This window comes from Enterobacter sp. UPMP701, assembly GCF_053709515.1.
On record NZ_JBSKJN010000007.1, the window covers coordinates 105498 to 128097 of the forward strand.

Genomic DNA, 22600 nt, shown 5'->3' on the forward strand with positions numbered 1-22600 from the left:
TCTGAGACGAATATCTCAAACAATATAATATCACTACAGTATTTGTATGCATCCGTGTCAGCTAATGTCACTCTGTCAAATGAATACCTATTATTACGCGATCAGTTAACGTCTATTACAGTTGAAACAAAAAACAAATCATTCACCCAGTGAATCATGCCCTTTCCATATATGGACGGTCATATTAAATTTTTTCTCTGCATATTGAATTAACTACTGAATGCGGTGCTTTCCCTACGGTACAACGACATATTCAGCGTACGGTGGAGGAAGTATGTTCAGGCGACGTTCATTTTTATTCTTGCTATTGCTGTGTGGAAACAGCCCTGCTCAGACCATCACCACACCAGAAATCGCCGCCTCCGTGCTGTCACCGGAATGCGTGCAGTACCAGATCGTGGGCGTCTGCTACTGGTTGTTCTGTTCGCCATTTGGTTGCTCGGTACGTACATCGGTGAAAGTACGCCATTTTCGCCCGGACCTGGTGGTATCAGCCTACAGCGAGACCGGGCAAAACCCGTGGGCCGAGATGTCGCTACTTAGCCCGCCGCTTCCCGGTATCGCCGAAGCCGGTGGCGATACTAATCCCCGCTCTGTTGGGCAGCACAGCAAAGTCCGGTTTAAAAACGCTGATGCGATTGGCTTCCCTGCCAGTGATGCTTTGGCGAACTTCTTCACTCATTTCGGCTACGTCTGCGCCCCGTCGTCACAACCTTTTCTCCCCTACTTTCTCAGCACCCTGGATGCACTCGCCTGGCGCAGCGGCGTACCGGAAATGTTTTACCCGGAGGCGTTAACGCCAGGACTCCGTGAGGTGAGTAAAGACGGCGATATGTGGGGCAACATCTACCCGCGAGCCGGGGCGCTCAGCCAGACGCATGACTATAAGGCCGGAGCGGTCATAGCCCAACGCACTGCCGATCTGGTAACGCGCAATGGTCAGCCGCATGTTTATATTCCGCTGGCTGCCAGTTCACATGACGGCTACTGGCCTCCAGACCCTGTTACGGAAGGCGACAGCAGTAACCATCATTGGCAGATGCTGGTTCCAAAAAAATCCGCCGCCTGCGCCATCTTCCCGGATGGCTCCTCCACCGATTCTTACGCCGATAAACTAGCGGAAGATGGCGCGTATGTCTGGACGCTGTGGCGGCCCTATAAATGCTGCCCACGCCGTGGGCAGACCTTTCTCGGCAGCAGCGGAGGTTAACGATGCGCTCAGCCTGGTGTCTTCTGTTCGTCGCCTTTCTCGCTCCGGCAGCCGACAAATATCAATATAAGCAACAGGGGGCGATCAGCGACTGGATGTATTATCGCATCGGCGGCGGTGCGGCCATCTCTCCACCGCCAACCCGGCGTAACACCTTCCCGCTAACGGCAGGCGTAAGCTGGAACAGCGATATGATGTGCGGCAATTTCGATATCGATACCACGGTGCGTAACCAACTCAACGGCGTGACGGACGGCTTCCAGCAACTGATGGGCGAGGTTATCGAAAGCGCGACCAGTGCGGTCGCCAGCTTGCCTGCGATGGTGATCCAGCGAGCCAATCCTCAGCTCTACGATCTGCTAACCAACGGCGTACTTCAGGGACGGCTCGACTTCGATAAATCACTGCTAAGCTGTCAGAAAATGGCAGGCAAGATGACCGATTATGCGCTCGGTCCGGCTTGGACGCAGAGCGCCCAGGCGGAGAACTATCAGGGCATTGCGGCCAGCGAAAAAGACGCCGTTCGCGCCGACCAGAGAGCTGCCGACGAAGCGGCAGAGAAAGGCAAACGCTGGGTTGGTGGCGAACATCGCGGCGGTAAAGGCCAACCGCCCATCAAACTGGTACGCGATACAACGGTCGCAGGCTACAACATCCTCAACAATCGCAGCGCGACCAACACCAGTTCGGTATCCAGCAACGACTGTCAGGGTGAACTTTGCCAGGTATGGAGCAAACCCGACGACGCAGCGCAATGGCTGACGCGGGTGGTTGGGGAGCAGACCATTAACGTCGCCCCGGATAACGATCAATCCGGCGATACGAGCCAGCAAAGCGGCGCACAATCCGGCGTCGGGCTGACGCCACTGATTCAGGAAGAACAGGATAAGATCCAGCCGCTGATTATCGATATGGTGAACCGCAGCCAGCCCATTAACGATGACACGCTGGCGCAGGCCAGCGGTGGCGAACTGCATCTGACGCGCGGCGTTATCGAGGCGCTACGCGACGATCCTGATGCAGCGGTACTTATCCAGCGGCTCTCCGGCGAACTGGCGCTCTCCCGCGTGATGGAACAGGCACTGATGGCACGGCGCACGCTGCTTGCAGGAATGCGCGAACCCAATATCTCCGGTGAGAAAGAGGCGCAAACCGCGCTGACCCAGACCACCGCCCAGCTCGACCAGGAACTGTCGCAGCTTAAACTGGAACTGGACATGCGCCAGGCGCTGGCGGATAACGCCGCACTGACCATCCTTGAACGCAAGACCATGCGGGTGAAGACCAAAGGCCAGGCCGTCGGCGTAGAGGACGACACCGATAAACGGGTGGACGGTCTCAGTAAGCCTACAGGTGGAGAGACGCAATGAAACGGCTGATGCTCTCCGGCACCCTGCTTCTGGTCTGCATAGCAGTGATGTTTTATCTGGCTGCTGACAATACACCGCAGATTAACCGCAGCGACCTGCTGCCCTGGCGCATAATACTGTACAGTGTGATTTGTGGTGTGGGCTGGCATCTGTATGACCGCTTGCCACCACATCGTCCGGCAATCCGCCGTATCGCGCTGATATTTATCGTACTGATTGTACTCAACGAAATCGTGCCGGAGGTGTTCCGGTGACGACCAACAGCTACCTGGAATACTTTCTGACGCTGCTCGGCTGGATGGTCAATAACGGGTTGTGGAATGCGATTAGCGCCACCGGATTATTCGCCCTGCCGCTACTGATTAAGCTGCTGGCGCTGTGGCTACAGGCCAGAAGTCAGGGAGCGGATGAGGGCAACAAAGCCGCGCTGTCCCTGGTATGGACCGAGCACCTGATGTACACCTCGCTGCTGGTGATTATGTTCACCTGCGTGCCAATGTTGAACATCGACCTCGATACCATCAAATATGACACCACGCGCTCAAAGCAGTGCGGTATGTCGGTGCCGCAGCCCGCCGACACCGGCTATCAGCCGATTATAAACTCGCTGGGCGGTAAAACCGCCGCTGTCCCGGTCTGGTGGTACTTTATTCATGTGATCAGCAAAGGCATCACTAGCGCAACGGTTGCTACCCTGCCCTGCCAGCCTGACCTGCGTCAGATCCGCTTTAAGGTGCAGCATACCCGGATTAAGGATCCGTCTCTGGCTCAGGAATTGCGAGATTTCGTCGAGGAGTGTTATGCCCCTTCCCGCGCCCGTCTGAAATTCCGCGCCGGAGAGCTGGACGATGACACCAGTGATGATACCGCCTGGCTGGGATCATCGTATTTTCTCAACACGGCTGGTTACTACGATACCGACCATGCGCTTTCACCACACAGTGCCTGGCCGTACGGTGCATCACGCGATGCCGGGCTGGCCGATACGGGCGCGGGCGGCTACCCTACCTGCAAACAGTGGTGGGCCGACGATACTGTTGGGCTGAAAGCCCGTCTACTACAACTCCCGGCTCCGGATATCTGGACAGCATTCAAGAAAATCGGCCAGCCACAGGCAGTGTATGAAGAGGCTGTACTGCGCTCACTGGTCAGCGAACGCAATATGCAGGTATCGCAGGATGGACGCGTTTACCCCGGCTACGGCGGCAATGTCGATGGTACGCTCACCAACGCCGCCACGCGGTTAGCCTCCACTGCTGGGAACATCATCGGTAGTGCGGTGGCCTTCCCGGCATTTGACAGTGTGCGTCAGGCTCTACCAATGGTACAGGCGTTGCTGCAAATGGCGCTGGTGATTTGTATTCCGCTGATAACGTTGTGTTCGGCGTGGGACGTGAAGGCGGTGATGACGCTGACGTTTGTGCAGTTTGCGCTGTTTTTCCTGACGTTCTGGTGGGAGCTGGCGCGGTGGCTCGATAGCTGGCTTCTGGATTTGCTCTACAACAGCGATACCCACAGTAGCTGGAATCTGGCCGGGATACAGAATACGCAGGATGACGTGATTATCAATCTGGTGATGGGGTCGATGTTTCTGGTGCTGCCCACGTTCTGGCTAGGCGCTATGACCTGGGCAGGAGTGAGGGTTGGCGTGGCGGTGAATGGGGCACTGGCGGGTGGGGTTAAGGTGGCGCAGGATAGTGGGGGGAAGGTATGGGGGAAAATAACATAAAGCAGTCCTCAGCCAAAAGTATTAATATGGTTTACAGTTCGCATACAATGACACATTTCAAGCCTATACATAATTATAATTTCAAAAAATACAGCTTCACTATATCAAAACAGAAAACATTCAGACTCAACATATAAAAAGACATTGTTAAAACGACAATAAATTAATTATAATGAACTGCACATTATATTTTTAGAGGTTTTACAATGTCAGATAATAATATATTGAAAGAATTTTTCAAGTCTCTAAATGAACAAGAAAAGCCATTTACTCAGCTTTTAAAAGATGATCGGCTAGGTATGATATTACGTTCAGCTGTAAACGAACTAAATTTAATGCATTATAAAAATCATAGTGAATACAACGCGACATTTAGTCAGGAAGAATATTATTATATATTTAAACTGGGCGTCTCTCGATTAATTAAATTAGCCCTTGAAGCACGAACCTCGTTTGAAGCCCCTGCTATAATGTTTCTACAAAGCTCTGAAATAAGCGCTGAGACACATAATATTGTAAGAGGCTTAGGAATGATCGAACATGGAAGGAGAATTTCGCAGTCAGTTTATTCCGGCCACACTAAAATAGAAAAAATAGGGGGAAATGAGTTTAAAATAACCATACCATCAATACTTGTTGATGAAGAAAGCCATGAAAAGCACATATCTAATCATTATAAAGATCAATACAGAGAAAATCTCATCAGAATTTATAAATCAAAATTCATGGAAGAATTCAAAGTAGATGTTGACAATAAGTTGTTTGATTTAGTTTATCCATATGACACTTATTTTATAGGGTACGAATCCGCACCTATTCTAGATGAATTCTTTTTTGGGCTCACCTATTCAGAGCTTTTCAATCAAGATGGATTTGACACTTTTCACTACTCCGTAAAATTTGGAGGGATAGAGTTTCAAAAATATAAATTAGCTATCGGATTTATAATGTCGGTAATTGAAAAACATTTAAGATTTTCAGAAAAACTCACAATAAAACATACCACAATAAAATTAGAGAATATTCTAACAGTTTCAACAAATACAGACGAATTTATAGAAAGCATGTGTGATGCAATTAATTACTTTGGATCGTCGCTAAAAGGATATACTCAGCTTGAATTAAACGATGCACGTAAAATTTTTGAAGTAATTTCTTATGGCAGAAGAAACATAAAGTTATTAGACAACCCTGGAGCAGAGCTACCGATGCTGATTCAAAGCTCTGATGAAAGTTTCTTCTTCTGTATTACAGCAAGATATAGCTCACCATTACAATATCTTCATGACTCCTTAAGGTTTCATTTTAGTAAGGATTATGCTAAGCAGCAACAATCACGAGAACAAGTATTACAAAGAGCAATAAAAGGTGTTTTGAACGAAAGTTTCAGTAATTTACAATACCAAGAAAATATAAAGATAAAAGAGAATGGTAAAACATTAACTGATATAGACTTAGTTGTTGTCGAAAAAAGCACAGGAATAGTTTTTCTTTGTCAATTAAAACATCAAGAACTTTATGGTGCTGATCTACATGCAAAACATGTTCGAACCACTAGATTAAAAAAACAAGCGTCGGATTGGCTTACTTCGATGAACAATTGGTTAAACAGCATAACCGAAATAGAACTAAGAAAATCGTTGCAAATAACAAAACATGTACCAAAATTAACAATATATAAATTATTCATAACAAAACATTATGCCTATCCACTCAAAGAGCTATCAGATGAAGATACAGCGTATTGTAACTGGGCGCAGTTTATTTATGCCATTCAACTTATCGACGATGATAAGGGGAAAAGAAAAGATAGTATTTCATCTTTAATCCTCAAATTAAAAACTTTAAATCAGGAAGCTAACATTGAATATCTTCATGAGCCTACATCGAAATGGATGATAAAAAATTTAACTTTCAGTTTAGAGCAGGAAAGATAAATCTAATACTCCATTTTTTAAAATACCCTCTTAAAGGAGGGTATTTTAAAATTAATTGTTTTAATAAAAATTAAATATTATATTCATTATCACAACCAATAAACCGTTTATTTTTTACACTTGCATACTATAAAGACATGAAAGATACCCCTTGTTAGGACTACGCTAAAGATAATAATAACGTCTATTTTCGTCATATATAATATTTGCTTGTTGCATTTCTAAAAAAAAAGAGTAAAATATCAAGATTTAGGAGTTACTTTTGGACTTATATGAAGGCAATTGACTTATTTGCGGGGGCTGGAGGGTTTAGTTTATCCGCCCACAATACAGGCGCTATAGATGTTGTTGCTGCTATAGAATTCGATAGCGCGGCTGCAAACACCTACAGAAAAAATATGTTAGAAAGGCTTGAGCATAAGACCGAACTTTTACAGGAAGATATTTTACTCGTAGGCCCAAAAAAGTTAAGAAAAAAAATAAAGCTCAAGAAAGGCGAGCTTGATATGATACTTGGTGGACCTCCGTGCCAAGGTTTTTCCAGTCATCGAATTAATGATGCTGGTGTTGATGATCCTAGAAATAAATTACTTTTAAGGTATTTCGATTTTGTTTGTGAATTTAAACCAAAAGCTTTTTTGGTAGAAAATGTCTCCGGTTTGTTATGGAAGAGACATGAAGCCCATTTGAAACGTTTTAAGTTTTTGGCTTCCAAAAATGGTTATACTTTAATTCATTGCGATGTATTAAATGCTCGTGATTATGGTGTTCCGCAAAATCGCAAACGAGTTTTCATTGCAGGTGTCAGAAATGACATTTTAAAAAAAAGAAATAATATTGAGTTTCCACCTCAAGCTACTCATTTCAACCCTAATTCTAATGAAGTAAAAAACAATTCAAAAAATACGTGGAGAACCGCATCCTCTGTTTTTGAGAAGATGAATGATAACTTAATTCAAAGATATATATCTGAATACTTTCTTAAACATACTTCTTACTCAATTGATGAAGCACAAGAGCTACTTGAAAACCTAGAATATCAAGACGCACCCATAAGCGAAAAAGATCCATGCAACATACATATGATACCAACTGAGCGTATGGAAGAGCGTTTCAGAGCCACAAAACTCAATGGCAGTAGAAGCGATGCAGGAAAAGAATTTGAGCTAAAATGTCATTCCAATGGATACGCAGGCCATAAAGATGTTTATGGCCGCATAATGATTCACCTCCCAGCCAATACAATTACAACTGGGTGTAACAATCCATCTAAGGGAAGATTCATTCATCCATGGGAAAATCACGGCATCACTTTAAGGCATGCGGCAAGATTGCAAACGTTCCCTGATGACTATATTTTTTGGGGTAATGCGACAGAGCAAGCAAGACAGATTGGTAATGCAGTTCCCCCTATGTTAGGCACAATATTAATAAATGCATTACTTAACATAATTGCACCCAATAGATAAGGTGTAATGTATGAAAAATATCAAAATTAGAAACTTAAATGGACCAAAAAATCATTTGATGATTACTTACCTTATAATAATAGAAGGTGAAAAATGGTAATTTCAGCAGCTTTTCAAACAAGAGCAAGGACAATTGATCATCTAGGGCGTGAGCAAATAGCTGATTGTCCAACCGCAATTTCCGAGCTTTGGAAAAATGCATATGATGCTTATGCTCGTAATGTTTCTCTAAATATATTTGACGGCAATACACCTGTGGCAACTTTAGTTGATGATGGGCATGGTATGTCGTTAGATGACATTATCAATAAGTGGCTTACAGTAGGAACCGAATCCAAGGCTACAAAAAAAGATATTCCATATGAAGATAGAAACGGAATAGATCATATTCGAGCAAAGCAAGGTCAGAAAGGCATCGGTCGTCTTTCTTGTGCGGCCTTGGGCTCATTAATGCTTTTAGTTTCCAAAAAGAAAGATAGCCCTCTTGTAGCTTGCCTGCTCGATTGGCGTATATTTGAAAACCCATATTTGATGCTTAATGATATAAAGATACCCATTATGGAATGCAGTGATAACAATGAATTAATCACTGTTATACCGGAAATGTTTGATGCTTTGATGGGAAATCTATGGGGTGATGGTGATGATATATTACGAGATAACCGTATTGAACAAGCTTGGGAAAATTATTCTGAATTAGAAAGAAATGAAAATAATTATATTACAAAAGAAGCTATCGAGAATACTGTAATTAATGCTTTTTTTGAGGAAAGGCATTTTCAATCTTGGCCTGTGTGGAATAATAAAACCACTCACGGCACAGCCATGTTTATAGCTGGAATTCATGACGATTTAATAGCTCAGCTATCAACAGATGCTGGTTCAGAAGCTCAAGGTGCAGAGGTTCGGGCTAAAGAACGCTTTCTTCAAACATTAAATAGCTTTGTTAATCCATTTAAAAGAGAAGGCGAAGAACAGATTACTGATTTCAATACAAGTGTTGTCGCATGGAATGGTAATCTGCAACGATTTATTATCGATGAAGTTAGAAACTTTGATATTTCAAATTTTGACCAGCTAGAACATATAGTTGAAGGAAGTATTGATGAAAGTGGATTATTTTCCGGGAAAGTGAAAGCCTTCGGAGAATGGTTTGATAATATTACAGTCAAACCTAAATCTGCATATAAGACCAGAAAAGATACTCGCTTTGGCCCTTTCTTTTTAAGATTAGGCACATTTGAAGTTATAAGAAAAAATAGTACATTATCAGATGAACAGCATGCAACCTTCGACCGTATCCGTGATCAGTTTGGTGGAGTAATGGTTTTTCGTGATGATTTACGTGTTATGCCATACGGACGTGAAGATAATGACTTTTTTGAAATCGAGAAAAGACGTTCAAAAAATGCTGGTTTATATATGTTCAGTAATAGGGCATGTTTTGGTGGTGTATGTATAACGAAAGAACATAACCCCAACCTACGAGATAAAGCAGGTAGAGAAGGTATAATTGACAATAAAGCATCTAAGTTATTTAGAGAGATAGTCGAAAACATTTTAATAGAAATTGCAAAAAGGTTTATTGGCCGCGCATCAAATATACGAGATGAAAAGCTAGAGGAAATAAATGCTAAACATGCTGCTTTGAAAGCAGACGAAGATAGAAAAAAATTATTACGTAAAGAGCAAAGAAGAATCAAAACATCGATTCAAAGAGATCGTATTTCTTTAGAACATTTAAGAAATGAATTTTATGAAATATCAAAGCTTCTAAGCGACAAGAATAATTTTAAAGAACTAGAGGAGCTATTACAGCTCAAAGAAAACATCGACGTATTGGATGGTACCCTAAAAAACCTATCTTTAGGTTCAGTACCAAGAAATTTAGGGAGTATAGAGAAAGACTACCGTCAGTATCGCGATTTAGAGATTGATGCTAAAAGTCTTTTAAAGCAGATTAATAACTCTGTATACTCAGCGCTTGATCATTTTACTGTTAAAGATGATTATTCAATTGCTGAGAAAGACTTTCGTAGCAAAGCAGCCATATTACATGCGAAAATAAGAAAATTTTCCAATAAAGGACGCAATATATTAAAAGAAGAGACGTTGCGTTTCGAAGAGATAACAAACAATACAAATAAAGCTTTCCATGAAAAAACATCTCAATATTTATCCGATCTACAAGAAAATAGAACTTCACTCAAAAAAACACTTGAAAATTTAGATCTTGCTTATCAGATTCAAGACATTGAAATAAATCAAACCTACGCCCCATATATTACCGCATTAGAAAGCTTAAAAGAGGAAATTGATTTAGAAGGCCTCGCGATCTCTTCAGTCAACGAAAATACACGGTTGAAGAAACAGGTAGAGCAAGTGAATGCACTCGCTCAACTTGGAATAACTGTGGAGATAATTGGTCATGAAATCGAAGGTTTCGATATGACTATTGAGCGAGGTATAAATAGACTGTCATCAACAAACCTCGATGAATATCAGAAAAATGCTTTATCAAGTATTACCCAAGCACATCAATCATTAAGCGATTCTTGGCGTTTTTTAAGCCCATTAAAATTATCAGGAGATAAGGTAAGAGCTTTCTTGAGTGGAAAAGATATTTTTGATTATGTTAATCATTTTTTCAACAGTAAATTTGAAAAAGATTCAATTGAATTTTCTTGCTCTACTAATTTCCTAGATATTTCATTATATGATCAACCAGCCAGAATTTATCCTGTGTTTATTAATTTAGTAAACAACTCACGATATTGGGTTAAAGAAACTAAAGAAGAGCGTCGAATTATTAGGTTAGATGTACTTGATGGTTTGATATATGTTAGTGATAATGGGCCAGGGGTTGATCCTGATGACGTGTCCGAACTTTTCACTATATTTTTCTCCAAGAAACAAAGAGGTGGTCGCGGGGTTGGCCTTTATCTCTGCAAACAAAATTTAGCGGTGAGTGGCCATAGTATTTTCTACGAAACAAGAACAGAGAAAAAAATACTAAATGGTGCTAATTTTGTAATTAATTTCAAAGGAATTAAAAATGCTTGATAATTCTACTTTCGATTACAAACCACATTTAAAATCTGCTTATATTGATCCGATTAGAACTGTGACAGTCATCGATGATGAATACCCAACTATTGATGATTTAATTTCACCGACCAAAGACAGTTTTTCTCAAGACAACATTTCTCGATTAAAAGATATTATTGATATAAGTCGAAGTGAAGAATATAATTGGCTTTTAGATGTCTATAATGGAAAAGAAAAGAAAATTCAAGAGGGAACCGTATCTAACCGTCTTTATCACAGTGATCTACTAATCTTGGACTATCATTTAGATGGAGAGGACTCTGGATATTGTAAAAAATCTATAGATATTATTAAAAATCTATCTGAAAATCGTCATTTTAATATTGTTGCAGTGCATACTAAAGGTTATGATGGACAAAAGGGTTCAGTTAATGAGGTACTAATCGATATTATTACTTCCTTACAGGAAAGACCCGCTATTAGTATTTTAAATGATAAAATCAAATCTAGAATAGATGATGCCTTAGATGAATGGGAAATCGAAGATCCAAGTATCAGGGAAGATCTAATTAATTCAGTTTCTACATTAGATTTACTTTTCTTGATTAATAAATTCGGATCAAATTTAAGTTCAGGATGTTTCGACTACGAAGTTCTTGATGTTTTTCATAATATATTTGATCAAAAACCAGACAATATAAACATATCCAAAATATTGATTTTTAAATGGATCTCATCAGAAAAGTTACATAGATACGCTGACCAATTTAATAATAAGACATCAAAGTTCTTTGATTGGGGGACAAATGAAAACCACAATTGGATAAAAACAGAAGACTTATTTATTACTGTCCTTGGTAAAAAAGACACACCAATCAGTGACATACCGAATCAACTTTTGGAAGCTTTGTCAAACTCTAAACCACATCCGCACAAACTTATTTTATCAAAACTCAGAAGTGAAATTGAAAGTAATGGTAGCTATGCTGCAAGTAATATAATTAACAAAAAATTCTTACAGGCGGCGTGGCTAAAGGAATTACTTCAAAAAGAGGATGAATATGCTATCAAAACAGCTGCATGGCAAGCAGTAACTAAATTGTGGGAAGAATTAGCATACGAAATAAAACAGAGTCTTGATGATTTTACAATTAATCTTGTCCGCGACTTAAAGAAAATTAACTCACCTTTAAACTATTTCATAGAGAAATCTACACTTGATGCTGAGCTTGAACAAATTAAACATGCAAATTGTTTCAGTTGTTCAAAAAAAATAACTGCTCATCATTTGGTTACGGGGCATGTTTTGGAGTTCAATAATAATCACTGGTTGTGTCTAACTCCTATGTGTGACCTTGTTCCTGGTCAGAAAAACGGAAATAGTTTACTCCCTGTTACGCTCGTGAAAATGTATGATGCGAAAGTTGCTTTAAATAATACACGTAAAAATATGCAAAGCGAGCTTAAACTACCCAATTTGCCAGAAATCAGCGAAGATGAATCAATTAGACAAATACTAAATTATTCCACACAGAATAATCTATTGTTCGTTCAGTCTGAACATGACGGGAAAATACATATTCTTAGTTTCACCGTTGGACTCGATGGCAAGGCAAATCCTAAAGCAATGGATTGCTATGTGGAAAATCAAGGTATTTTCTCTGAAGATAAAATAATAGCACTAAAATATGCCAAGCCCACTGAAAATGAAATGAACATAATATCCGTAGAAGCAAAAATAGTTGCTGAATTACGCTACGAATATGCTTTGAATTTATTAGGTAGACTCGGTGTATCAAAATCTCGAGTCGGATTAGATTTTATCAACTAAGGTGCGTTAGCACGCACCTAGTCTGACAGGTACCAGTTGTTTATATAGGTATCTGTCAGACTACATCCTCTTTAGGTTTCTCTCGCCCCAGATAATTTTTTCCATCAAGTGACATTTTCATTGATGTCTAACTTTCAGACATTAAAGTGTCTAACTTCCTTATTAATGTCACAAGCAACAATTGAATTTCACCGCTTTTGCGAGCATGATCGCAATAACATCAGCCCGTTACCCGGTTAATTCCTATGACATCACTCGAAACACTGCAATCGGCTATCTCTAACGTCTCTGTATGGCGTCAGGGTGATGTATGCGCGCCGCATAAACCGTTGCTGCTGCTGTATGTGTTGTCACAGTACAAAGCAGGCCACCCGCGCCTGTTTAACTACGGCCTAGAGATCCACGAACCACTCACTCGCCTGCTAAAAGAGTTTGGCCCCAAGCGACGCACTGACTATCCCAATATGCCTTTCTGGCGACTCAGAACTGACGGCTTCTGGGAAATTGCTAATGCGGAAGGCTGCGAACCCCGTAGAGGCAACACCCAGCCGACAAAGAAAGAGCTGATTGATAATCAGGTAGCGGGGGGTTTTGATGAAACAGCTTACCAGCAATTGCTTGCACACCCTGAAGTAATTGACCAACTGGCCCAGCAGATCCTGATGGATCGTTTCCCCGAGAGTATTCAGCGGATCCTCGCCAACCAACTGGGTCTGGATTTTATCGACCGTTCAAAGAACCGCGATCCGCGTTTCAGGGATATCGTGCTTCGGGCTTACCATTCGCGATGTGCTTTCTGCGGTTACGATCTACGACTCGATGGTGCGCTGGTTGGTATTGAAGCCGCCCATATTCACTGGAAAACCTATGGCGGGCCGTGTGTGGTAAACAACGGTCTGGCGCTATGTTCGCTGCACCACGATGCTTTTGATATGGGCGCATTCGGGCTGGATGAAAACCTTACCATCCGCATCTCCGGCGGCGTCAGCCGTAGCCCGGTGGTGGATAACCTGTTCTGGCAACGGAACGGCCAGCAGTTACACCTTCCTCACGACAAATCGCTGTGGCCCACTGAACAATACGTCGGCTGGCATCGTAAACAGATCTTCAAAGCCTGAGACCGTGAGCTTCGCAGGTATCATCGATTGCCCAAACTGCTTTATCTCCTACAACGGATAAATTGCTTTTAACCCCTATAGCGGATAAATCCAGCACACCAGTGTTGGACTTCAAAATAACGAATCCAAACTCTAGCCCTGAGACACCAGGCTCTTGATTATTATTGATACCGTATTAATCTGTACGAAGTTTGACCCGCAACCAGAGCCTTCAGGTTGCCACCTTCCCGGTGAGGCTCGCCTTTTCGTCCGCTCCGTATCATCCTCGCGGACAGCGCTTAGCGCCTGATACATCCTCTACCCCACCATGCAGGGAATCCCTCCCTGCCGGGCGGTGTTTCTCTGCTTTCATCACTGGAGAAACACTATGCCAACTTCATCTTGCCCTGAAGCAAAATCCTTATCATTGTCTGTCTCATCTGAGGCATGGGAAAAGGTAGTCAGTTTTCCACCCGATCCCTCTCAGGAAAACGACCGTCTCGAAAACCTGATTGTCGCGACCATACTGACATTCAAAAGCGCAGGACCGGACCGTAAGAGCATTAATTTCGGTCTGTACTGTTTTCCCGCCGACGGCAGCAGCAATGTACCGCTGATGACGCCGCTGCGCTTAACCCTTGAAAATGACCACCTGTTGGTTACTGCCCTTCACACTAGCTGATTACCTCAGCATCCTCTACTCCCATGCCGGGTGACTCCCGACCGGGAGCGCTGTACCCGGCTTCTTTATCATGAGGTTACGCTTATGAACAGAAGCAACGATCTTTACCAGAAAGTCACCGATGAAATTATCGCCGCGCTGGAGAAAGGCGAGATCCCCTGGGTTCGCCCGTGGCGGGAAGGGGAACCGGTGGTGCCGATGAATGCCCTGTCTGGGCGGTTTTATCACGGCATCAATATTCCTCTGCTCTGGCACAGCGCAGAACGACAGGGATATGAAAGCGATCGCTGGCTGACCTTCACTCAGATTCGCAATGCAGGCGGAAACATCCGCAAAGGCGAAAAATCTACACTGGCCGTGTTCTATCTGCCCCAACAGCGCGAGGTTGTTGACAGCAACGGGAACGCGGTTTTTGATGCTGACGGCAACCCCAAAGTGACGTCTTATGCTGTAGTACGCGAGTTCCGGCTATTCAACATTCAGCAATGTGAAGGATTACCGGAGGCGTTTTCACAGCCTGTCGTGATGGTCGATGATCCTATCGCCGCCGCTGAGCAGGTTGCCCGGCAAAGCGCGGTGACGATCACTCACCGACGCCAGAATCGGGCGTATTACTCACCGGGACGCGACTGCATCATCATGCCGCATCCTGAGCAGTTCCCTTCGCGTGAGGACTATTACGGCACGCTATTGCATGAGCTGACACACGCGACCGGACATGCTTCACGGCTGAGTCGGGACGGTATCACCATCGGAAACCATACCTTTGGCGATCCGACGTATAGTTTTGAGGAACTCGTCGCCGAAATGGGATCTGCATTTCTCTGCGCCCATGTCGGCATTCAGGCGAAGCTACAGCATGACAGTTACATCGCATCGTGGCTGAAGGTGTTGCAGCTGGACAAAAAAGCGATTTTCCGCGCCAGCGGGTTAGCGCGTAATGCTTGCGAGTACCTGCTTGAACGGGCGCAGCAGCCGTTAGCGCTGAGCGCATGACCTTCATATCAACGGCGGAGCATCCTGCTCTGCCGTTTTTCTCCACTCCAATAAATTTGCGCAACCCAATAAACAGTTTCGCCCCAAATCTGACGGCACCAAAAGGCAAAATCCAAAAGGTTAAGGGGAAGAGAGTGAAGGGAGAACGGGCTTACCCGAAAAAGGGTCTCCCCTTCGTCTTTCGAGTTGCAGATGCGTTGGCTTTCCTCGCTCACCCCAGTCACTTACTTAAGTAAGCTCCTGGGGATTCACTGCGTCGCCGCCTTCCTGCATCTCAAAATCCATTGGGAATAAAGGGCCATTATGCGGATATGGCTGACGCGCAAAAAGCAAAACACCACACCATCCACTGGCGAACCAGACGTCACGGAGGGATGGCTGCATCCTGAATCTGCACAGACATTACTGGCTGAAACTACCCGCCAACAGCTGATCCAGTTTATTCGCCAGAGCACCGCCGTTCCCGCCTCACTGTTTGAACGCTTCTGGCTGATACCAATCCACCGCTTCGCAGAACTGGCGCAGTTGTTCCCAGCCTCGGAAAACCACCACCACTCCCACGCAGCTGGCCTACTCGATCACAGTCTCGAAGCTGCCTGCTATGCCGCACGGCTGCGGCAGAGTTATCTTTTCCCGCCTGATGCAGCGCCAGAAGATCAGGCGGCGCAGTCCGAACGCTGGACAACGGTCATCATCTACGCCGCGCTGCTGCACGATCTGGGCAAACTCATCACCGATATTGAAGTGGAAGATATTAGCGGGAAACGCTGGTTTCCCTGGCACGGCCCGCTGCCCCAACCTTATCGGTTCCGCTATCTACCGCAACGTGATTACCTGCGCCATCCGGCTGCGGCAGCTCTTCTGCTCACCCAACTTATCCCCCCGGAAAGCCTCGACTGGCTCGCCGCTGATTCTGCTGCCTTATCCACCCTGCTGCACTGCCTGAACGGACAGTATCAGTATGCCGGGCTGGCAGGTGAACTGGTGCAGAAGGCTGACCGGGCGTCGGTGGCGTTTAATCTCGGTGGAGATCCGGTTAAGGCCATTCATCGCCTACAAACCTCGCTGCCGCAGCAAATCATCGCCGCCCTACGCGACTTGCTGGCGCATGAGTTCCGACTCAACAACCCGAATGGAGGCTCTGACGGCTGGCTGACGGAAGAAGCGCTGTGGCTGGTCAGCAAGAACGCTGCCGATGCCGTGCGTGGCTGGCTGCTGCGCCAGGGGATTGACGCGGTACCGCAACATAACGTGCGGCTGTTCGATGAGATGCAAGCGCACCAGCTACTCACGCCCTGTGAAGACAAAGCCATCTGGCGATGCCGAATTGAGGCCAGTGGCGGCTGGAGCAGTGAACTTACGCTGCTGCGCTTTTCTCCTTCACTGATTTGGGAAGATCCGCAACAGCGGCCCGCAACTTTCAGTGGGACCGTCACACCGATAGCGGGAGTCCAAAATGAGACAAAAACAGTGATTGCAACGAGCACCATAGTAGAACAACTATCCCCTCTCCCCGAACAGAACGATACCGCACTATCCGGTGAAGCATTCTGGCAGTGGCTGGTAAGTAATGTTCAGGCTCAACATCTGGAAGTCAATGCCCCCAACGCCCGGATCCATACCGTCGCCGGGAGGGTATTTCTGGTGACGCCAGGCATATTCATGCTCTGGCTGGATGCCTGTGGCCGGAATGTCCCTGCAGAATACTGGCGGGAGGTACAGAAAGAGTTCCAGAACCTGAATCTTCACCGAAAACGAAAAAACGGCCTCAACATCTGGTGCTGCGCCGTTGTCGGCCCACGCCGTAGTTCACGCCTGAAGGGATATCTGCTTGACGATCCCACGCAGCTTTTTGGAGATGACGTTCCCTTTAATAACCCTCATCTCTTGCTCAGTGAAGGAGAAGACACCGATGACCTTTGAACAACTCCTGGAAGAGTATTTTTTTGCCCGCCTGCTGCGCCCTGATACCCAGAGCTGCTATCGCACGACGGTAAACCAGTTTACCCGCTGGCGCAACGTACTGCCCGCCGAAGTCACGCCGCATATGGTGCTTGAGTGGCGCTACTATCTGTTAAATGTGCGCTGTATCAAGCCAGTGAGCTGGAATCACTACATGCGCCATATGCGGGCCTTGTATAACTTCGCGATTGAACAGGGATTGCTGGAGCAGTTTATCAATCCGTTCCAGAAAACATCGTTGCGAGAATCCCGCAAGAAAAAGAAAACCCTGACCCGCGAGCAAATCCTCGCGTCACGTAAGGTGCTGGGCCACTTTATCGAACTGGAAAATACACAGCAGAACTACCGTTCGCAGCTATATCCGGCCTGGTTCTGGCTGGTGATGGTCGAAACCTTCAACTACACCGCTATACGGCTGAATCAGCTTATTCACCTGCGCGTTAAGGATGTCGATCTGGTCCATGACACGCTGTTTATTCAGAGCGAAGGCAGCAAAAGCCATGATGAGCATATTGTTCCCATCGCCTCCCGGTTGCGACCCTATCTGGAGCATTTAATTGCGGAAGCGGAAATGAAGGGAATGCGGGCTGACGATCAGTTATTCAACATCAATCGTTTCAGTCGGCGGACGCTGCGCCAGGGTAAACCGATGACAGAAAATCAGGTGAGTTATTTCTTTGCCAAACTCAGCGATGCCTGCCACAGCCGTTTTTCATCACATCGCTACCGTCATACCGTTGCCACAGAATTAATGCAGAAACCGGAGCAAAATTTGTATGTCACGCAGAAATTGCTCGGCCACCGCGATATTAAAGTGACGCTCAGCTATATTGAACATAATGTCGAGATGCTCAGAAGTTGCGTGGAGAGAGATTGACAAAACAGGGAGTGAGTGAAAAGATTCAGCCCGAGGCTTTATAAACAAAAAAGCCGGAGATGCGGCCATTTTGTAGTTGCCGTCAACGTCCAGCTTCATTGTACAACGTACTGATTGTTGTAGTTTTTCCGATTATCATCATCGTTTTTGGTGCCGAAGGCCGGACTCGAACCGGCACGTATTTCTACGGTTGATTTTGAATCAACTGCGTCTACCGATTTCGCCACTTCGGCACTGAAGGGGATGCGGAAACGTTGTGGATTATACCTGTCGCGCGCCGCCATGCAAGCGACGACGCGCTAAACCCGCGCTAAGTGTCCAAAAAACCAGCGCCCTTCCTTACTTCAGCTCTGACACCGCCAGCCGAATCACCCCCGCCGCCTTCTGCTCCGGCAGCGCCAGCACCTTCGCCCACATCTCCTGCACCATATCGCAGGAGAGCTTCTCTTTGCCCGCCGCCTTCTCCGGCATCTGCAGCAGCTGGATGTCCTCGCCGTACTTATCGGCAAGTTCCTTCATAATCGGCCGCACATCTTCGACGGCCGCCTCGCGTTCGGCCGGGGTCACGGTGTGGCGGTTTTTGCCGTAGGCCGCGCGCATCATGTCGGCGTCGGCCTGCATGCGCCGCGCCATCAGGTCTTTATCCAGCATGCGCATCGGGTTCACGCCGCCCTTCACCGTCGGGTAGAGGAAGCGGAAGCAGGCGTCATCGCTCACCTTCTGAATGGCGGCGGTCTGCTCCATGTTGATGGTCATGTAGTTCACCACGTTGGCGTCCGGGGCGTTTTGCAGGCGCGACATCTGCAGATGCAGGATCTGCGGCTGGATGGTGTCGATAATCTGCTGCTCCGGCTCGCCCGCTTTTTGCAGGGCGGCCATCTGGTCGAGGATGCGCTGATGCAGCGCGGGCTCCTGCTCCTTAATCACCTGCCAGGCGGGCATCGCGTTCAGGGCGGAATCCATCTGCCGTTCCGGAGCGCGCTGCCTGTCGAAGAACACCCAGAACGCCACGGCGGCGGCGGCCACAACAACCATCACGGTACGGGTCCACGTTTTATTCATCTCGCATCCTTATCCTTGCGTTATGCCGGTTTACACCGGCACGCCGCTGTGGAAGCGAAACTCGTTGTCCGGTGTCGAGATAAGTGTGGCTTCAATTTCGCCAAAAAGCTGTATGCGTGGTGAGATATCGTCGTCGCTCACCTGCCGGGCCAGTGTCAGGTAGTCCTGATAATGGCGCGCTTCCGAGCGCAGCAGCGAGAGATAGAACTTCTGCAAATCATCGTCGAGGAACGGGGCCAGCGCGGCGAAGCGTTCGCAGGAGCGGGCTTCGATGTAGGCGCCGCAGATAAGCTTGTCGATCAGCGTCTGCGGTTCGTGAGTGCGCACTTCCTTCAGCATCCCTTTGGCGTAGCGGCTGGCGGTGATTTTGATGTACGGAATGTCGCGGGCCAGCATCGCCTCGCGCACCTGCCAGAAGTGGTGCAACTCCTCTTTAATCAGCAGCACCATGCTGTCGATGAGCGTCTGGCCCCACGGGTCGTCGGTTTTGGGCATTACGCTTTTGCCAATCTGCCTGTGCAGGGCGACGAAGTCCGGCTCCGGGCCGTCGCGGAAGGTGAACTGTTCGTAGGGTTTGAGCCAGTCGAGCAGCGCGTCGGCACCGCTTTCGTCGGCGACGTATTTACGCACCAGCAGCAGCGCGGTCTGGGCGGCCTTGAGCTCGCACACCATGTGGTCGGTGAGCAGCAGCGGCAGGTTCGCCGGGTCGCGGGCTTTATCAATCCATGCTTGCGGGGTCGGGCACTGGAGGAAGTTGAGTACGGGGGCGAGTATCTGCGGGTAATCCATGGTTCTGCCTTGAAAAAGCGGTGGCGCGCGCCACCGCCTGAAACGCTTAGTGACGCACGCCGTCGTCGTCTTCGTCGACGTAATCTTCGTCGTCGCCTTCTTCGCCGTCTTCACCGTTCGGATCTTCGAAGTAGGTTCCCCAGCCGTCGTACTCCACTTCAAACTTCTCGGCCAGGTTCATCAGCTGTTCTACCTGCGCGTCGATCAGCTCCGCCTTCAGCGCGCCTTCGCTCAGGATGTCGCAGCAGATGACGGTGTCGCCCTCTTCCACTTCCAGTTCTTCCGGCTCGGTCACTTCGTAACCCAGTTTAAAGGCTTCTACCGCCAGTTTTTCCAGCGCGTCGAAATCATCCGCAGAGAAATGGTGCTCGATGGTGTACAGCGCGTCCGGATCGCTACCGTCTTCCAGCAGTTCTTCAATAATCAGACGCGTCTCTTCGCGTTGCTCTTCCAGGTGTTCCGGGTTTGCCATGGCTCAATCCTCTTTAAAGTGCGGCAGATACTTCTATTTTCACACACGGACGGGTTTGCCTCCACCTTTGTTGGAAAGATTTGTGAAACGGGGTTGCAAATGAATAATTACACATATAAAGTGAATTTTAATTCAATAAGTGGCGTTCGCCATGTGAGGATAAAATGTCTGATCTGTACAAAAAACACTTTCTGAAATTGCTCGACTTTACCCCTGCACAGTTCACTTCTCTGCTGACCCTTGCCGCACAGCTCAAAGCCGATAAAAAAAAGGGCAAGGAAGTACAAAAGCTTACTGGCAAAAACATCGCGCTCATCTTCGAAAAAGACTCGACCCGTACACGTTGCTCTTTCGAAGTTGCCGCATTTGACCAGGGCGCGCGCGTTACCTATTTAGGGCCGAGCGGCAGCCAGATTGGGCATAAAGAGTCAATTAAGGATACCGCACGGGTGCTCGGGCGGATGTACGACGGCATTCAGTATCGCGGCCACGGCCAGGAAGTCGTCGAGACGCTGGCGCAGTACGCTGGCGTGCCGGTGTGGAACGGGTTGACCAACGAGTTCCACCCGACCCAGCTGCTGGCGGACCTGCTGACCATGCAGGAGCACCTGCCGGGCAAGGCGTTTAACGAGATGACGCTGGTCTACGCGGGCGACGCGCGCAACAACATGGGCAACTCGATGCTGGAAGCGGCGGCGCTGACCGGGCTGGATCTGCGCCTGGTGGCCCCGAAGGCCTGCTGGCCGGAAGAGAGCCTGGTGGCGGAGTGCAGCGCGCTGGCGGAAAAGCACGGCGGGAAGATCACCCTGACGGAAGACGTGGCGGCGGGCGTGAAGGGCGCGGACTTTATCTATACCGACGTGTGGGTGTCGATGGGCGAAGCCAAAGAGAAGTGGGCGGAGCGGATCGCGCTGCTGCGCGGGTATCAGGTGAACGCGCAGATGATGGCGCTCACAGGCAACCCGAACGTGAAGTTCCTGCACTGCCTGCCGGCGTTCCATGACGACCAGACCACGCTCGGCAAGCAGATGGCGAAAGAGTTCGATCTGCACGGCGGAATGGAAGTGACGGACGAGGTGTTTGAGTCGGCGGCGAGCATCGTGTTCGACCAGGCGGAAAACCGGATGCATACGATTAAGGCGGTGATGGTGGCGACGCTTGGGGAGTGATTGGCTCCTCTGCGGTCTGATGTCCTTACTCCGGCCCTCTCCCTGCGGGAGAGGGAGCAAACCCGCTCTACTCAATTGATTTTTCACCCCGAAAAAGGTACGTTTTCGCCTTCATTCCAGCGTGGACATGCCAGCATTATGCCGATTATTCAGTCTGTTGAACGTGCGTTGCAGATCCTCGACCTGTTCAACGAGCAGGCCACCGAGCTTAAGATCACCGACATCAGCAAACTGATGGGGCTGAGCAAGAGTACCCTCCACTCGCTGCTGAAAACCCTGCAGCTTCACGGCTATATCGATCAGAACCCGGAAAACGGCAAGTATCGCCTCGGCATGAAGCTGGTCGAGCGCGGCCATTTTGTCGTGGGCTCCATCGATATTCGGCAGAAGGCGAAAGGCTGGCTGACGGAGCTGTCCCAGCGGACCGGGCAGACCACCCATCTGGGGATCCTGGACGGGCGTGAAGGGGTCTATATCGAGAAGATTGAAGGCAAGCTGGCCGCCATCGCCTATTCGCGCATCGGCCGCCGCCTGCCGGTTCACGCCACCGCCATCGGCAAGGTGCTGATTGCCTGGCTGGGCGAGACCGAGCTGAACGCCCTGCTGGAGGGCTATCATTACACCACCTATACCCCTTCCACCCTCGCCTCTCGTGAAGAGCTAATGGCCGCCCTGGCGCAGACCCGCGAGCAGGGTTTTGCCCTGGACAGCGAAGAGAACGAGCAGGGCGTGCGCTGCGTGGCGGTGCCGGTGTGGAACCACGAGTCCCGCGTCATCGCCGCCCTGAGCCTGTCGACGCTCACCTCCCGCGTGGACGACGCCGAGCTGGCTAACTTCCGCGAGCAGCTTCAGCAGGCCGGGCTCCAGCTCTCACGCGCGCTGGGCTACCCGGCCTGAGCC

The 22600-nt window shown here is 47.6% G+C and carries 19 protein-coding genes and 1 tRNA gene; 16 read left to right on the forward strand and 4 right to left on the reverse strand.

Features of this window, described 5'->3' with window-relative positions; genetic code table 11:
• Positions 1-274 precede the first annotated feature (274 nt).
• The 13 genes from ACWKXT_RS16025 to ACWKXT_RS16085 all read left to right on the forward strand — a co-directional run bounded on the left by ACWKXT_RS16025 (position 275) and on the right by ACWKXT_RS16085 (position 18208).
• Entirely contained in the window at positions 275-1210 is a 936-nt protein-coding gene (locus ACWKXT_RS16025; RefSeq protein WP_454532882.1) for a TIGR03756 family integrating conjugative element protein, read from the forward strand.
• Positions 1211-1212: 2 nt separating this feature from the next.
• Positions 1213-2580, forward strand: coding sequence for an integrating conjugative element protein (locus ACWKXT_RS16030; protein ID WP_454532883.1), 1368 nt, complete (start codon positions 1213-1215; stop codon positions 2578-2580).
• The gene (locus ACWKXT_RS16035) at positions 2577-2834 is read left to right on the forward strand and encodes a hypothetical protein (protein WP_454532884.1); all 258 of its coding nucleotides are present in this window, start codon (positions 2577-2579) and stop codon (positions 2832-2834) included. The genes ACWKXT_RS16030 and ACWKXT_RS16035 overlap by 4 nt, the downstream gene beginning before the upstream one ends.
• A complete protein-coding gene (locus ACWKXT_RS16040; protein WP_454532885.1) occupies positions 2831-4309 on the forward strand; it encodes a conjugal transfer protein TraG N-terminal domain-containing protein in 1479 nt (492 codons plus the stop codon). Before ACWKXT_RS16035 ends, ACWKXT_RS16040 begins: the two co-directional genes overlap by 4 nt.
• Before the next feature lie 206 nt (positions 4310-4515).
• Positions 4516-6246 carry a hypothetical protein gene (locus ACWKXT_RS16045; protein WP_454532886.1) on the forward strand — a complete coding sequence of 577 codons (1731 nt, stop codon included), beginning with the start codon at positions 4516-4518 and terminating at the stop codon, positions 6244-6246.
• Between the two features lie 272 nt (positions 6247-6518).
• Entirely contained in the window at positions 6519-7715 is a 1197-nt protein-coding gene (locus ACWKXT_RS16050) for a DNA cytosine methyltransferase (protein WP_000643690.1), read from the forward strand.
• 93 nt (positions 7716-7808) lie between these two features.
• Entirely contained in the window at positions 7809-10778 is a 2970-nt protein-coding gene (locus ACWKXT_RS16055) for an ATP-binding protein (RefSeq protein ID WP_454532887.1), read from the forward strand.
• Positions 10771-12594, forward strand: coding sequence for a response regulator receiver domain (locus ACWKXT_RS16060; protein WP_454532888.1), 1824 nt, complete (start codon positions 10771-10773; stop codon positions 12592-12594). Before ACWKXT_RS16055 ends, ACWKXT_RS16060 begins: the two co-directional genes overlap by 8 nt.
• Before the next feature lie 245 nt (positions 12595-12839).
• Positions 12840-13712 carry a phosphorothioated DNA-binding restriction endonuclease gene (locus tag ACWKXT_RS16065; protein WP_454532889.1) on the forward strand — a complete coding sequence of 291 codons (873 nt, stop codon included), beginning with the start codon at positions 12840-12842 and terminating at the stop codon, positions 13710-13712.
• A gap of 367 nt (positions 13713-14079) precedes the next feature.
• Positions 14080-14373, forward strand: coding sequence for a hypothetical protein (locus ACWKXT_RS16070; protein ID WP_454532890.1), 294 nt, complete (start codon positions 14080-14082; stop codon positions 14371-14373).
• An 84-nt stretch (positions 14374-14457) separates the two neighbouring features.
• Complete coding sequence (locus ACWKXT_RS16075) at positions 14458-15369, forward strand: ArdC family protein (protein WP_454532891.1); 912 nt, start codon at positions 14458-14460, stop codon at positions 15367-15369.
• Positions 15370-15672: 303 nt separating this feature from the next.
• Positions 15673-17292, forward strand: a complete 1620-nt coding sequence (gene mobH, locus ACWKXT_RS16080; RefSeq protein WP_454532892.1) for a MobH family relaxase — start codon at positions 15673-15675, stop codon at positions 17290-17292.
• A complete protein-coding gene (locus ACWKXT_RS16085) occupies positions 17282-18208 on the forward strand; it encodes a tyrosine-type recombinase/integrase (protein WP_454532893.1) in 927 nt (308 codons plus the stop codon). Before mobH ends, ACWKXT_RS16085 begins: the two co-directional genes overlap by 11 nt.
• Positions 18209-18356: 148 nt before the next feature.
• Here ACWKXT_RS16085 and ACWKXT_RS16090 read toward each other — a convergent pair.
• The 4 genes from ACWKXT_RS16090 to rraB form a co-directional block, all read right to left on the reverse strand.
• Positions 18357-18441 (reverse strand) — tRNA-Leu (locus ACWKXT_RS16090).
• Between the two features lie 106 nt (positions 18442-18547).
• A complete protein-coding gene (locus ACWKXT_RS16095; RefSeq protein ID WP_454532894.1) occupies positions 18548-19270 on the reverse strand; it encodes a topoisomerase II in 723 nt (240 codons plus the stop codon).
• A gap of 30 nt (positions 19271-19300) precedes the next feature.
• Complete coding sequence (gene miaE / locus ACWKXT_RS16100; RefSeq protein ID WP_454532895.1) at positions 19301-20059, reverse strand: tRNA isopentenyl-2-thiomethyl-A-37 hydroxylase MiaE; 759 nt, start codon at positions 20057-20059, stop codon at positions 19301-19303.
• Positions 20060-20105: 46 nt separating this feature from the next.
• The gene (gene rraB, locus ACWKXT_RS16105) at positions 20106-20531 is read right to left on the reverse strand and encodes a ribonuclease E inhibitor RraB (protein WP_029739283.1); all 426 of its coding nucleotides are present in this window, start codon (positions 20529-20531) and stop codon (positions 20106-20108) included.
• A 99-nt stretch (positions 20532-20630) separates the two neighbouring features.
• Here rraB and argL point away from each other — a divergent pair, with 99 nt between their 5' ends.
• The 3 genes from argL (at position 20631) to xynR (ending at position 22597) form a co-directional block, all read left to right on the forward strand.
• Positions 20631-20726 (forward strand): putative translational regulatory protein ArgL, encoded by a 96-nt coding sequence (gene argL, locus ACWKXT_RS16110; RefSeq protein ID WP_213381064.1) that lies wholly within the window; start codon positions 20631-20633, stop codon positions 20724-20726.
• Positions 20696-21700: an ornithine carbamoyltransferase gene (gene argF / locus ACWKXT_RS16115; protein WP_045339574.1), complete on the forward strand. Its 1005-nt coding sequence runs from the start codon at positions 20696-20698 to the stop codon at positions 21698-21700. The genes argL and argF overlap by 31 nt, the downstream gene beginning before the upstream one ends.
• 138 nt (positions 21701-21838) lie before the next feature.
• Positions 21839-22597, forward strand: coding sequence for a DNA-binding transcriptional repressor XynR (gene xynR, locus ACWKXT_RS16120; RefSeq protein WP_454532896.1), 759 nt, complete (start codon positions 21839-21841; stop codon positions 22595-22597).
• Positions 22598-22600: the final 3 nt, after the last annotated feature.

Coding starts and splice junctions, on each gene's coding strand:
- ACWKXT_RS16025 (WP_454532882.1), top strand. CDS start 275: ATGTTCAGGCGACGTTCATTTTTATTCTTGCTATTGCTGTGTGGAAAC.
- ACWKXT_RS16030 (WP_454532883.1), top strand. CDS start 1,213: ATGCGCTCAGCCTGGTGTCTTCTGTTCGTCGCCTTTCTCGCTCCGGCA.
- ACWKXT_RS16035 (WP_454532884.1), top strand. CDS start 2,577: ATGAAACGGCTGATGCTCTCCGGCACCCTGCTTCTGGTCTGCATAGCA.
- ACWKXT_RS16045 (WP_454532886.1), top strand. CDS start 4,516: ATGTCAGATAATAATATATTGAAAGAATTTTTCAAGTCTCTAAATGAA.
- ACWKXT_RS16050 (WP_000643690.1), top strand. CDS start 6,519: ATGAAGGCAATTGACTTATTTGCGGGGGCTGGAGGGTTTAGTTTATCC.
- ACWKXT_RS16055 (WP_454532887.1), top strand. CDS start 7,809: ATGGTAATTTCAGCAGCTTTTCAAACAAGAGCAAGGACAATTGATCAT.
- ACWKXT_RS16060 (WP_454532888.1), top strand. CDS start 10,771: ATGCTTGATAATTCTACTTTCGATTACAAACCACATTTAAAATCTGCT.
- ACWKXT_RS16065 (WP_454532889.1), top strand. CDS start 12,840: ATGACATCACTCGAAACACTGCAATCGGCTATCTCTAACGTCTCTGTA.
- ACWKXT_RS16070 (WP_454532890.1), top strand. CDS start 14,080: ATGCCAACTTCATCTTGCCCTGAAGCAAAATCCTTATCATTGTCTGTC.
- ACWKXT_RS16075 (WP_454532891.1), top strand. CDS start 14,458: ATGAACAGAAGCAACGATCTTTACCAGAAAGTCACCGATGAAATTATC.
- mobH (WP_454532892.1), top strand. CDS start 15,673: ATGCGGATATGGCTGACGCGCAAAAAGCAAAACACCACACCATCCACT.
- ACWKXT_RS16085 (WP_454532893.1), top strand. CDS start 17,282: ATGACCTTTGAACAACTCCTGGAAGAGTATTTTTTTGCCCGCCTGCTG.
- ACWKXT_RS16095 (WP_454532894.1), bottom strand. CDS start 19,270: ATGAATAAAACGTGGACCCGTACCGTGATGGTTGTTGTGGCCGCCGCC.
- miaE (WP_454532895.1), bottom strand. CDS start 20,059: ATGGATTACCCGCAGATACTCGCCCCCGTACTCAACTTCCTCCAGTGC.
- rraB (WP_029739283.1), bottom strand. CDS start 20,531: ATGGCAAACCCGGAACACCTGGAAGAGCAACGCGAAGAGACGCGTCTG.
- argL (WP_213381064.1), top strand. CDS start 20,631: ATGAATAATTACACATATAAAGTGAATTTTAATTCAATAAGTGGCGTT.
- argF (WP_045339574.1), top strand. CDS start 20,696: ATGTCTGATCTGTACAAAAAACACTTTCTGAAATTGCTCGACTTTACC.
- xynR (WP_454532896.1), top strand. CDS start 21,839: ATGCCGATTATTCAGTCTGTTGAACGTGCGTTGCAGATCCTCGACCTG.